This is a genomic window from Devosia sp. (assembly GCF_034675085.1).
In the GTDB taxonomy this organism is placed as follows: domain Bacteria; phylum Pseudomonadota; class Alphaproteobacteria; order Rhizobiales; family Devosiaceae; genus Devosia.
The window spans coordinates 1-12,528 of the sequence record NZ_JAUCDN010000072.1 but is presented as its reverse complement, the minus strand read 5'-3'; the positions used below and the strand labels follow the sequence as shown (position 1 = coordinate 12,528).

Annotated in this window: 11 protein-coding genes and 1 pseudogene; 9 read left to right on the top strand and 3 right to left on the bottom strand. The window is 63.4% G+C overall.

Annotated features, from left to right (window positions below; translation table 11 throughout):
- From VDP82_RS06670 to VDP82_RS06645, 6 genes and pseudogenes are all read left to right on the top strand, one after another.
- Nucleotides 1-396, top strand: a pseudogene (locus VDP82_RS06670) (transcription termination factor Rho); the annotation flags it as partial.
- A gap of 52 nt (nucleotides 397-448) precedes the next feature.
- Nucleotides 449-1,741 (top strand): tRNA uridine-5-carboxymethylaminomethyl(34) synthesis GTPase MnmE, encoded by a 1,293-nt coding sequence (mnmE, locus tag VDP82_RS06665; protein ID WP_323014069.1) that lies wholly within the window; start codon nucleotides 449-451, stop codon nucleotides 1,739-1,741.
- Between the two features lie 81 nt (nucleotides 1,742-1,822).
- A complete protein-coding gene (mnmG, locus tag VDP82_RS06660) occupies nucleotides 1,823-3,688 on the top strand; it encodes a tRNA uridine-5-carboxymethylaminomethyl(34) synthesis enzyme MnmG (protein ID WP_323014070.1) in 1,866 nt (621 codons plus the stop codon).
- Nucleotides 3,688-4,335, top strand: coding sequence for a 16S rRNA (guanine(527)-N(7))-methyltransferase RsmG (gene rsmG, locus VDP82_RS06655; RefSeq protein WP_323014068.1), 648 nt, complete (start codon nucleotides 3,688-3,690; stop codon nucleotides 4,333-4,335). Before mnmG ends, rsmG begins: the two co-directional genes overlap by 1 nt.
- 25 nt (nucleotides 4,336-4,360) lie before the next feature.
- Complete coding sequence (locus VDP82_RS06650; protein WP_323014067.1) at nucleotides 4,361-5,161, top strand: ParA family protein; 801 nt, start codon at nucleotides 4,361-4,363, stop codon at nucleotides 5,159-5,161.
- A gap of 9 nt (nucleotides 5,162-5,170) precedes the next feature.
- The gene (locus VDP82_RS06645; protein WP_323014066.1) at nucleotides 5,171-6,046 is read left to right on the top strand and encodes a ParB/RepB/Spo0J family partition protein; all 876 of its coding nucleotides are present in this window, start codon (nucleotides 5,171-5,173) and stop codon (nucleotides 6,044-6,046) included.
- A gap of 55 nt (nucleotides 6,047-6,101) precedes the next feature.
- On the opposite strand, the gene holA is transcribed toward VDP82_RS06645, so the two are convergent.
- Genes holA through leuS form a run of 3 tightly spaced genes read right to left on the bottom strand, consistent with a single transcriptional unit; the run spans nucleotide 6,102 to nucleotide 10,298 of the window.
- The gene (gene holA, locus VDP82_RS06640; RefSeq protein WP_323014065.1) at nucleotides 6,102-7,124 is read right to left on the bottom strand and encodes a DNA polymerase III subunit delta; all 1,023 of its coding nucleotides are present in this window, start codon (nucleotides 7,122-7,124) and stop codon (nucleotides 6,102-6,104) included.
- Nucleotides 7,124-7,642, bottom strand: a complete 519-nt coding sequence (gene lptE, locus VDP82_RS06635; protein WP_323014064.1) for an LPS assembly lipoprotein LptE — start codon at nucleotides 7,640-7,642, stop codon at nucleotides 7,124-7,126. Before lptE ends, holA begins: the two co-directional genes overlap by 1 nt.
- Nucleotides 7,643-7,679: 37 nt before the next feature.
- Complete coding sequence (leuS, locus tag VDP82_RS06630) at nucleotides 7,680-10,298, bottom strand: leucine--tRNA ligase (protein WP_323014063.1); 2,619 nt, start codon at nucleotides 10,296-10,298, stop codon at nucleotides 7,680-7,682.
- A gap of 132 nt (nucleotides 10,299-10,430) precedes the next feature.
- Between leuS and VDP82_RS06625 the strand changes: the two genes are divergently transcribed.
- The 3 genes from VDP82_RS06625 to VDP82_RS06615 form a co-directional block, all read left to right on the top strand.
- Nucleotides 10,431-11,111 (top strand): YggS family pyridoxal phosphate-dependent enzyme, encoded by a 681-nt coding sequence (locus tag VDP82_RS06625; RefSeq protein ID WP_323014062.1) that lies wholly within the window; start codon nucleotides 10,431-10,433, stop codon nucleotides 11,109-11,111.
- Nucleotides 11,112-11,246: 135 nt separating this feature from the next.
- Entirely contained in the window at nucleotides 11,247-11,930 is a 684-nt protein-coding gene (locus VDP82_RS06620; protein ID WP_323014061.1) for a response regulator transcription factor, read from the top strand.
- Between the two features lie 143 nt (nucleotides 11,931-12,073).
- Nucleotides 12,074-12,528, top strand: a 455-nt coding sequence (locus VDP82_RS06615) for a cyclic nucleotide-binding domain-containing protein (protein ID WP_323014060.1), incomplete at its 3' end; no start/stop codon positions are given.

Below are 12,528 nucleotides of genomic sequence, written 5' to 3'. Positions count from 1 at the left end.
GGCGTGGACGCCAACGCCCTGCAACGCCCCAAGCGCTTCTTCGGCGCGGCGCGCAATATCGAGGGCGGCGGCTCGCTGACCATCATCTCGACGGCGCTGATCGATACCGGCAGCCGCATGGATGAAGTGATCTTCGAAGAGTTCAAGGGCACCGGTAACTCCGAAATCATTCTTGACCGCAAGGTTGCCGACAAGCGCATCTTCCCGGCCCTGGACATCACCAAGTCCGGCACCCGCAAGGAAGAATTGCTGGTCGAGCCCGATATCCTGAAGAAGATGTATGTGCTGCGCCGTATCCTCAACCCGATGGGGACGATCGACGCCATGGAATTCCTGATGGATAAGGTCCGCCAGACCAAGACGAATTCCGACTTCTTCGATTCCATGAACACCTGATGGCCCAAGACGCGCCGGTTTCTGCGGCCGCGTTCCGGCCCGCCTGATTTCGATGCGGGTGGGCGACACCATCGTGGCCTTGTCCTCGGGGGCCTTGCCTTCGGGGGTGGCGGTGATCCGGCTTTCCGGGCCGGAGGTCGGGACAATCCTGCGCGCGGTAAGCGGGCCCCTGCCGGAACCGCGCCGGGCCAGCCTGCGTCCTATCGGAACACAGGCCCAGCTCGATCGTGGGCTGGTGCTGTATTTTCCTGCCCCGCACAGCTTTACTGGCGAGGATTGCGCGGAATTGCAGGTTCATGGTTCGCCGGCGGGCGTGCGGGCCATTCTCAAGCTTTTGGTTGCTCAGGGGGCCCGGCTCGCAGAGGCCGGTGAATTTACCCGCCGCGCCTTTGAAAACGGCAAGCTGGACCTGGTGGAAATCGAGGGGCTGGGAGACCTTCTGGAGGCGGAGACCGAAAACCAGCGTCGCCAGGCGCTGGCCCGGCTGGAAGGGGGCCTGTCGCGGCGCATCGCGGATTGGCGGCATCGATTGCTTGACCTGCGCGCCGATATCGAGGCGCATCTGGATTTTTCCGATGAAGGCGATGTCGGTGAAAGCCTGCCACCACACTTTGCCGCCGGCGTTGCCGGCTTGGCTGAGGATATTGCCAAGGCCCTGGCGGGGCTGGAGCATGGGCGCATCCAGCGCGAGGGGGTGCGGGTGGCGCTGGCCGGCGCGCCCAATGTCGGAAAATCCAGCCTGCTCAATGCCTTGGCGCGATCGGACATCGCCATCGTCACCGATGAGGCAGGAACCACGCGCGATGTGCGCGAGGTGCCGCTCGATATTGGCGGCCAGCTTTATGTGCTGCTGGATCTGGCCGGCTTGAGGCAAACCGACAGCAAGGCGGAGGCCGAGGGCATTCGCCGCGCCCGTGAAGCCATTGAAAATGCCGACATTGTTTTATGGCTCAGCGCTCCGGATGCGCCGGCATTGGCGGTGGAGGCGACGGGCGCCAGGCAACTCCATATCGGCACCAAGGCCGATATGGGCACGATCCCGGGCGTCGAGCTTTCCGTCTCGGCGCAAACCGGAGCCGGATTGCCGGATTTGCTCGCGCGGATTGAGCAATTGGGGCAAAGCATGGTAACGGGGGAGCCGGTGCTTTTGAGCCGTGCGCGAGACCGACAGGCCCTGGAAGCGGCCCTGGCTGGCATGAGCGAGACATTGGACCAGCTTGCAACGCCCGAACTGGCAGCGGAAAGCCTCAGGGCGGCGTCGCAGGCGCTGGAGCGGCTGATCGGCCGGATCGACGCTGAAAATGTGCTCGACCGGCTGTTCGCCAGTTTCTGCATCGGCAAATGATTCACGTGAAACATTTTTGACCTGCGTCGGAAAAGCGATTCACGTGAAACATCGACCATCTGAACCCCATCGGAGGGCAGTATCGTGACGGATTATGCGGTTATCGTTGTCGGCGGCGGCCATGCCGGCTGTGAAGCCGCAGCCGCTTCGGCGCGCCTGGGCGTACCGACGGCGCTGGTAACGCATAAATTCGCCACCATTGGGGAAATGAGCTGCAATCCGGCGATTGGCGGTCTGGGCAAGGGCCATCTGGTGCGCGAGATCGACGCCCTGGATGGGTTGATGGGCCGCGTGGCCGATGAGGCCGGCATTCAGTTTCGCGTGCTCAACCGGCGCAAGGGGCCGGCGGTGCGCGGGCCGCGCGCGCAGGCGGATCGCAAGCTCTACCGCCAGGCCATGCAGGCGGTGATTAGCGCCCAGCCCAATCTCGACGTGATCGAGGGCGAGGTCGACGATCTCACGGTCAGCAATGGGGTGGTGAGCGGGGTGGTGCTGCTCGATGGGCGACGCATTGGCGCCAAGGCCGTGGTGCTGACCACCGGCACCTTTCTGCGCGGCCTGATCCATAGCGGCGAAAGCAGCCATCCCGCTGGACGCATCGGGGAAAAGCCAGTGCTGGGGCTGTCTGAACGGCTCGAGGCATTGGGCCTGCGTTTGGGGCGGCTGAAGACCGGCACGCCGGCGCGGCTCGATGGCGCCAGCATCGACTATTCCGTTCTGGACGCCCAGCCGGGTGACAATCCTCCCGAGCCGTTTTCGGCGCTGACCGCGGCCATTACCACGCCACAAGTGGTCTGCCACATCACGCGGACCACGGCGGAGACGCATCGCATCATCGCCGCCAATGTGCATCGCTCGCCGATGTATTCGGGGCGCATCCAGAGTCGCGGGCCGCGCTATTGCCCGTCCATCGAAGACAAGATCGTCCGTTTCGCCGACCGGGAGAGCCACCAGGTGTTCCTCGAACCGGAAGGGTTGGACGACAACACGGTCTATCCCAATGGGGTTTCCTCGTCGCTGCCTCCCGAGGTGCAGGAAGAGTTCCTCCATACCATGCCGGGGTTGGAATCGGTGCGCATCATCCGGCCCGGCTATGCAATCGAATATGACCATGTCGATCCGCGCGAGCTGCGCGCCACGCTGGAACTGAAGCGGCAGCCAGGACTGTATCTCGCCGGTCAGATCAACGGCACCACCGGCTATGAGGAGGCGGGTGGACAGGGCCTGTTGGCGGGCGCCAACGCCGCACTGGCCAGCCTTGGCCTGGAGCCGATCGTGTTGTCGCGGACGCAGAGCTATCTGGGCGTGATGGTGGACGATCTGGTGACGCGGGGCGTCTCCGAGCCCTATCGCATGTTCACCTCGCGCGCCGAATTCCGCCTGCATCTGCGCGCCGACAATGCCGATCAGCGGTTGACGCCCCATGGCATGGAAAAAGGGTTGGTCGGGGAAGAGAGGCAGGCGCTCTTCACGCGCAAGGCGGAGGCATTGGCGCGGGGGCGAACCCTGCTGACGACGCTTTCCATCTCGCCCAACAAGGCCCGCAAGGCCGGGATCGCCGTCAATGAAGATGGAAAGGCGCGCTCTGCCTTCGATCTCCTTTCCTATCCCGATATCGGATGGGCGGATGTCGCCCATATCTGGCCGGAAATCGCCAGCATCCCCGAAGCTGTGGGGGAGCAGCTGGCGGTGGATGCGCAGTATGCGGTTTATTTGGACCGACAACGCCAAGATATCGAAGCGGTGCGGCGCGATGAACGCAAGGTGATTCCCGGCTGGCTCAACTATGCAGCCATTCCGGGGCTTTCCATTGAACTGCGCAACAAGTTGGAGCAGCAGCGCCCTGAAACGATCGCCGAGGCCCAGGCCATGGACGGAATGACGCCGGCGGCGATCACGCTGCTGCTGGCCGTGATCCGCCGGGGCGAAATGCGCGAGGCCGGATAATGGCCGAGCCGTCTTCGATCGCGCCTTATGAGCGGTTTTTGTCGCGACCGATTGATGAGGTTGTTCGCGATCTGGAATCCTATGCTCAGTTGCTGCGGCAATGGCAAAGGGTGCAGAATCTTGTTTCACGTGAAACACTGGACCAGGTTTGGACACGGCATTTTGCGGATAGCTTGCAAGCATTGACGCTATTGGAGGCGCAGGACCGGCGCTTTCTCGATTTGGGCAGCGGCGGCGGCTTTCCGGCGCTCCCCCTGGCAATTGCCAGCAAGGGACTTGATCGGCATTTCGTGTTGGTTGAACCGACAGGCCGCAAGGTCAGTTTTCTGCGCACCGTGGCGCGGGAACTGGGGCTCAGCGTTACGGTTTTGGGCGCGCGAATCGAAGCGGCTGATTCACGTGAAACAGGGGCGGCGGATGTCATCACATCGCGCGCCTTGGCCAGTTTGCCGGTGTTGTGCGATTGGATGGCGCCGTTTTTCGGCCCAAATACCCGCGCCATCCTGCATAAAGGCCGGGAACATGTTGAAGAACTCGCGGAAACAGATGCGCGCTGGAGCTATGACGTGGTAATAAGAAGCAGCGACACCGACGCAAGCGGCGTGTTGCTCACGCTCAAAAATCTGCGTGAAAGATCAGTTCGTTAGCGGCAAACTGAACTGGAGGCCGAATGTGGCACCCCGTATCCTGACATTGGCCAACCAAAAAGGCGGCGTGGGAAAGACCACGACCGCCATCAATCTCGCCACGGCGCTGGCCGCCATTGGCGAGAGGGTGCTGATCGTCGATCTCGATCCGCAGGGTAATGCCTCCACCGGCCTGGGCATTTCCCGCACCGACCGCGAGGTTTCCTCCTATGACCTGCTGGTCGGAGAAGCCAGCGTGGCGCAGTCCGCGATCCTGACCAGCGTGCCCAATGTCGCCATCGTACCCTCGACCATGGACCTGCTCGGGGTGGAGCTGACCATTGCCGGCCATCAGGATCGGGCATTCAAGCTGCGCAACGCCTTCAAGCAGCTGGGTGAGCTTAGCATCAATGACAAGCCGGTAAGCTATATCCTCATCGACTGTCCGCCCTCGCTCAACCTGCTCACGGTCAATTCGCTGGTGGCCGCCGACGCGGTATTGGTGCCACTGCAATGTGAATTCTTCGCCCTGGAAGGGCTGAGCCAGCTTTTGCAGACCATCGAGCAGATCCGCTCGACGCTTAATCCACGCCTGTCCATCCAGGGCGTGGTGATGACCATGTTCGACAAGCGCAACAACCTTTCCGAGCAGGTGCTGAACGACGTGCGCAGTGAAATGGGTGATCTGGTCTATGATACGGTCATTCCGCGCAATGTGCGGCTGAGCGAAGCGCCGTCCTACGGCAAGCCGGCGCTGCTCTATGACCTCAAATGTGCCGGCAGCCAGGCCTATCTGCGCCTGGCGACGGAAGTGATCCGCCGCGAGCGCCAGCTCAACGCCGCATAGGAGCCCGAAATGAACGAAAAACCCACACGTCTCGGTCGCGGGCTCGCGGCGTTGATCGGCGATATGGCCACTGTGGAAGGCGCAAGGGTAACCGAATCGGGAGGCGTCAAGCGCCTGCCGGTGGAGTTCATCATCGCCAACCGCGCAAATCCGCGCCGCACGTTCGATCCGGAGCAGCTTGAAGAGCTGACCAATTCGATCCGTGAGAAGGGCGTGATGCAGCCGCTGCTGGTGCGGCCCAGCGAAGACCCCAATATTTTCGAGCTGATCGCCGGGGAGCGACGCTGGCGGGCGGCGCAACGCGCCGGCCTGCATGACGTGCCGGTGATCGTGCGCGAGGTGGGCGACAAGGAAGCGCTGGAACTTGCCATTATTGAAAATGTGCAGCGCGCCGACCTCAACCCGCTGGAAGAGGCCATGGGCTATGGCCAATTGATCGAGCAGTTCGACTATACCCAGCAGGACCTGGCGCAGGTGATCGGCAAGAGCCGCTCGCACGTGGCCAATACGCTGCGGCTTTTGCGCCTGCCCGAGGATGTGCGTGAAATGGTGGCCAGCGGCTCGCTGACCGCCGGCCACGCCCGGACGCTGATCACGGCGGAAGACCCGGCAAGCCTGGCGCATAGGATCGTGGAGCAGGGCCTATCGGTGCGCGAAGCCGAGGCGATGAGCCAGCAGCGCGAGCCGGGCGGCAAGAGGAAAACGTCTGACGGGCCATCGGAACGCGATGCCGATATCGTGGCGCTGGAGCGGCGGCTTTCCTATGCGCTGGGGCTTTCGGTGTCGCTGGCCCATAGCGAGAAGGGCGGACGGCTGGAAATCCGCTATCGCACGCTGGAACAGCTCGACGGGCTCTGCCTCAGGCTCACCGGCTATTCCAACTGATCCCTGAAGGCTCGACAGTGGTCCTCGTTTCACGTGAAACGGGGCGCCCCGTATTTTAATGGGCTGCGGCCATCATGCAGATCGCCAGCAAAGTGCGGCGCAGCGCCGGTTCGGCCAGCGCCGGCCGGCGCCGGCTGTCGGAGGTGGCGGCGAGCAGTCGAGCGCTGGCGCTGGCCAGCGCCCCATCCGACCATAGGCGCAATTGCTGCTCCAGGGCGGCCATGCGCGAGAAGTGCGGCTTGGGACGCAGGCCATCCAGCACCGCGCGCGGGGTCTTTCCGGCATCGACCTCGCCCCGCCAGCGCCGCAGATTGGCAAAATGCAGATTGCCCATGGCAAGCAGACGCTGCGGGTCCACGGCGGAAGACAAGGCGCGATTGAGCGCCAGCTCCAGCTTTTCGGCATGGCCCGAGCCGGTAGCATCCAAAATGGCGTCGATGACCAGCATGCCATTGTCGGCGCAAAGCAGCAGGACATCCTCGCGCGTCAATTGGCCGCCACCGCCAGCATAGAGGCACAGCTTTTCCAGTTCGCGGCGGGTAATCTCACGGTCATTGCCGAGAATTTCGCGCAAGGTGGTGACGACATCGGCATCGATACGAATGTTCTGCTGGTTGAAAGTCTCGCGGATCAGCGCCTGCAGGGTTTCATCGCTGTCGGGATAGCAGGGCAGGGCGCGGCCATATTTGGCCCCTTCCACCAGCGCGCGCAGCGCGTCGCGGGGCAGGAGGTTGCCGGCCTCGAGGATGATCGCGGCCCCGGCGGGATCGTCTTTAAGCTCGCTGAGGGGCATGACCAGCGCCTTGCCGGCGCCGCGTACGCGTACGATCCGTTTGCCACCGAACAGCGAGACCGTGCGGGCTTCAACCGCAAGAAGGGAAGGGTCGGCGTCGATTTCCGCGCCATCCAGCGTCACCAGGCTGGCAGATTCGGGATCGTTCCCGCTCAATTGGCGGATCAGGCGCTGGGCGGTTTCGCGCACAAGGCCGGCATCGGGCCCATAGGCCAGGAAAATGCCCTCGGTGATGTCGGGCCGGGCCAGGAAACGGGCGACTTCATGCGCCTTGAGCGCGCCCATCAGCGGCTGAGACGGGCCAGAACGGCAAGGCGAAGCGATTCGGCGGCCGCCTTGGCTGCCCGCTCGCTGGCTTCGGTGTCGGCAGTATTGATGGCGAGAAGCTGGTCGGAACCGGTATAATCCGCCGATGCCTCCCGGGTAATTTCGATGGGCTGGGCGTCGCTGCCGTCGCGGGTGGTGATGACCAGCCTGGCCGTCACGGTGACGCGGGCGGTCTTGTTGGGGTTGGCCGTGATGGAGTAGCCGACCCGAGCGACGCTGCTGCTGACCGTCACCGTGGCCAAGGGCGCGGTTTCGCTGCCGGAGGAGCCGAAGCGCAGCGCCAATTCCTGATAGACGATCTGTTCCAGGCGCGAAGTGGGCTTGGCATAGGCGAAATGGAGCAGCGGCTGGCTGGCGAGGCGGCTGTTGCCGCCATAGACGGGCGAGAAGCTGCACGCACTCAACGGGACGGCAAGCCCCAGCAGGATGACAGTGAGAGCCAGGGCGCGAAGGGAGGTGGCCGGGCGGCCGCGCATGCGCGCCAAATCCGTTCCTCTTCCCGCCCGCACTGGCTCAAACCACGACATTGACGATCCTGTCCGGCACAATGACGATCTTCCTGGGTGCCTTGCCGTCGAGAATGCGGACAATCTCGCTCAAAGACAAGACCAGCTTTTCGACTTCGGGCGCCGGCGTACCGCGCGCCACGGCGATTTCGCCGCGCCGCTTGCCATTGACCTGAATGGGCAGGGTGACTTCATCGTCGACCAGCAGCGCGGGGTCCACCGCGGGCCAGGGCGCGTCGGCCACCAGACCCTCACGACCCAGGGCCTGCCAGCAGGTTTCGGCCAGATGCGGCATCATTGGCGCGATCAGTTGCACCAGCCGCCCCACGCCTTCTTCCAGCGCTGCGAGGCGGGCCTCAGGGGCCTTGGCAACCAGGCCGGCGGCACGCACCAGGGCATTGGTCAATTCGTAAATCTGCGCGACGGCGCGATTGAAGCGCAGCCCCTCGATTTCCTCGCCAACGGCATGGACGGCGCGATGCACCTGCCGGCGCAGGGCCAGGGCTTCTTCGTCGTCAGTTCCGCGAACAATCTTAGAAAATTGTTCCAGACTATCGATCGTTTCGCTGACCAACCGCCAGACGCGCTGCTGGAAGCGGCTGGCGCCTTCGACGCCGGCCTCGGTCCATTGCACATCGCGCTCGGGCGGGGAATCCGAGAGCATGAACCAGCGGGCGGTATCGGCACCATAGGTGGCGACGATCTCGTCTGGATCGACCACGTTCTTCTTGGATTTGCTCATCTTTTCCACCGAGCCGATGCTGATCGGCTCGCCGGTTTTAAGATGACGGGCGCGGCGCTGGTCGCCATCGCTCTCGATGACGATATCGGTAGGCGTCACCCAGTCGCCGGCGGGCGACTTGTAGGTCTCGTGGGTCACCATGCCCTGGGTGAAGAGGCCCTTGAAGGGCTCATCGAGCCCGACATGGCCGGTGGCCCGCATCGCGCGGGTGAAATAGCGCGAATAGAGCAGGTGCAGGATCGCGTGCTCGACGCCGCCGATATATTGATCGACCGGCAACCAGCGATTGGCCACGTCCGGAATGGTCGGCGTATCGGCGTCGGGCGCGGTGAAGCGCGCGAAATACCAGGAGGAATCGACGAAGGTGTCCATGGTGTCGGTTTCCCGGCGCGCCGGGCCGCCGCATTGCGGGCAATCCACATGCTTCCAAGTCGGATGATGGTCGAGCGCATTGCCGGGTTTGTCGAAACTGACATCCTCGGGCAGCACCACTGGCAGGTCCTTCTTGGGGACGGGCAGGGTGCCGCAGACCTCGCAATGGATCACCGGGATGGGGCAGCCCCAATAGCGCTGACGGGAGACGCCCCAATCGCGCAGGCGATAATTGACTTCCACCTGTCCCTGAGGCCGGCCATCGACGCTGCGGGCGGCAAAATGGGCGGCAATGATCTTCTTGGCCTCCTCGACGCCCAAACCATCGAGGAACTCGGAATTATAAATGGTTCCGGGGTCGGTATTGGCCTCGTCGGCAATAGAGAAAATTGCGGCGTCGGCCCCGGCCGGCAGCACGACGGGCTTGACCGGCAGATCGTATTTGCGGGCGAAATCGAGGTCGCGCTGGTCATGGGCGGGGCAGCCGAAAACGGCGCCGGTGCCATAATCCATCAGCACGAAATTGGCGACATAGACCGGCAAGGTCTCGCCCTCGACCACCGGATGTTTGACACGCAATCCAGTGAAAATACCCTTCTTCTCACCCTTTTCCAGCGCCTCGGTGGACGTGCCATGGCGATGGCATTCGGCGACGAATTCGGCGATTTCCGCATTGGCGGCGGCCAGTTCGGCGGTCAAAGGATGGTCGGCCGAGAGCGCCAGGAAAGACGCGCCGAAAATGGTGTCGGGGCGGGTGGTGAAGACCTCGACGCTGGTTTGAGAAACTGTCCTATCGGGTGCCAGCTCGAATAAAAGCCGCAGACCTTCCGAGCGGCCGATCCAGTTGCGCTGCATGATGCGCACCTTTTCCGGCCATTCGGTCAGCCCGTCCAGCGCCTCCAGCAGATCCTCGGCGAAGTCGGAAATCTTGAAGAACCACTGGGTCAGCTCGCGCTGCTCCACCGGCGCGCCAGAGCGCCAGCCCTTGCCGTCAATGACCTGCTCATTGGCCAGAACCGTCATGTCCACGGGATCCCAATTGACCTTGGACTGCTTGCGCGTCACGAGGCCTGCCTCGAGCATGTCGATGAACATGGCCTGCTGATGACGGTAATATTCGGGCTCGCAGGTGGCGATCTCGCGCGTCCAATCGATGGACAGGCCCATGGATTTGAGCTGGGCCTTCATGGCGGCGATGTTCTGGCGCGTCCAGGTGCCCGGATGGGTCTTGCGCTCGATGGCGGCGTTCTCTGCCGGCAGTCCGAAGGCGTCCCAGCCCATGGGGTGCAGCACGTTCTTGCCGCGGGCGCGATGATACCGCGCCACCACGTCGCCCATGGAGTAATTGCGCACATGGCCCATATGAATGCGGCCCGAGGGATAGGGGAACATCTCGAGGACGTAATAGGGCTCGCGCGGATCGTCATTTGCGGTCACGAAGCTCTGGCGGTCATCCCAGATCTTCTGCCATTTCGGTTCCATCTCGCGCGGATTGTAGCGTTCGCCGCTCACTGAACTCGTCCTTGGATTGGGCCTTGGGCAACGGCCGGGAAAGGGGCGCGCCGCTTGCGTTTATTGGGGATTTTGGCTACCGGACCATCATCAGAAATCCCGGCCAAGGTCAACAGGAACAGGGGCGAAAGCATGAACGCCAGCGCCGCGCAGAGGCTTGCCGAAATCAGGGAGCGCATGGGGAGCGCCCAGGCCCGTTTCGGCGCGCCACCCGATCGGGTGGAACTGGTGGCCGTTTCCAAGACCTTTCCGGCGCAGGCCATCGAACCCTTTCTTGCCGCCGGGCAGCGTGTCTTCGGGGAAAATCGTGTCCAGGAGGCCAAGGAGAAATGGCCGGAGCTGCGTGCCGCCTATCCCGATCTGGTCCTGCACCTCATCGGCCCCTTGCAGACAAACAAGGCGCGTGAGGCCTTAGCGTTGTTCGATGTCATCGAAAGTCTCGACCGCGACAGGCTGGCAGGGGTTCTGGCCAGTGAAATGGAAAAAGCCGGGCGGAAATTGCCCTGCTTCGTGCAGGTCAATATCGGGCTTGAACCGCAAAAGGCGGGCGTCGCGCCGGCCGAGACGGCTGCTTTCGTTGCCCGCTGCCGCGCCGAGCATGGGCTCGATATCGTGGGGCTGATGTGCATTCCGCCCGAGGGGCTGCCGCCAGGGCCGTTTTTCGCCCACATGGCCGAGCTCGGGCGCGCCGCGGGGGTGGGCCAGCTCTCCATGGGGATGAGCGGGGACTTCGAGACCGCCATCGCCATGGGCGCCACCCATGTGCGCGTCGGTTCGGCGCTTTTCGGGGATCGTCCGCCGCTCAAGGGCTGATTTTTTCCCTGGCTGCAACTTCCGGGCGCCAGGCCCGTTGCTTGCTCCATAACGTCGATGTGATCAGCCGGCCCCAAACCGGTCGCAATATTGTGACCCAAGGGGCGGTCGACGCGCCAAAGACCGGAGAACTCTATGAACAAGCGACGCATTCTGCTGGTGGATGACGAGGCCGACCTGCGCCAGACCCTGGCAGAACAGTTCGCCGCGCAGCCCGAATTCGAGGTTTTGGAGGCCGGAACCGGCGCGGAGGCGGTGGCGATCGCGCGGCAGAGCAATATCGATCTGATGATCGTGGATGTCGGCCTGCCCGATATGGATGGGCGTGAAACGGTCAAGCAGTTGCGCGCCGAGGGCTATATGAGCCCCATCCTGATGCTGACCGGGCATGACAGCGACGCGGACCAGATTCGCGGGCTCGATTCGGGCGCCAATGACTATCTCACCAAGCCCTTCCGCTTCCCGGTGCTGCTGGCTCGCATCAATGCCGCGCTGCGCCAGCATGACCAGAGCGAGGGCGCGGTGTTCACCATCGGCCCCTACAGCTTCCAGCCGGCGGCCAAGATGCTGGAAACCCAGGACGGCAGCAAGGTGCGCCTTACCGACAAGGAAACCTCGATCCTCAAATTCCTCTATCGGCAAGGTCCCCGGACCATCACCCGCGATATCCTGCTCAAAGAGGTCTGGGGCTATAACAACCGGGTTACCACCCATACGCTCGAAACCCATATCTACCGGCTGCGCCAGAAGATCGAGCGCGATCCCTCCAATGCCCGGCTGCTGGTCACAGAGGACGGCGGCTATCGTCTGGTGCCGTGAAAGCGGTGGATGGCGCCGGTTGAAGCGCTCATCGGGGCAAAATCGAGTATAAATCCCGCGTAAATCACCTATAGGATGAGCCAGGGGGTTCGGCACGGTTCTTCACGCCGAACATTCCCGGGCTTATGGGCATGGGTTGGGCCATGATGCGGGACGAAGCGGCCGAAGCGCTGGCGCAGGCCGAGTTTTTCAATATCTGCGATGAGGACCAGCAACGCATGCTGGCCTTTGCCAGCGATTTGCGCCGGTTCGACGCCGACAGCGTCATCTACCGCGCCGGCGAGACGCCGCTGGGCGCGCATGTGTTGATTTCGGGCACGGTGCGGGCAAAGCCCGAGGAAAGCGGAGCGGGCCGGCCTTACGCCATTTCCGAGCCGGGCAGCATGATTTCGTCCATGGCACTGATCCTGGACCGGCCTCGGCCGGTGACGATTACCGCCGTCACCGATTGCCGCACATTATTCGTGCCGCGCGCCGCCTTCCTCAAGCTGGTGCAGCAGGCGCCCGACCTGGCCCAGCGCGCCACGGCACGGCTGGAGCGCGACCTGCGCGGCTATCTGGGGGCGCTGGAGCCGGTACGGCAGCGCCTCAAGACCGA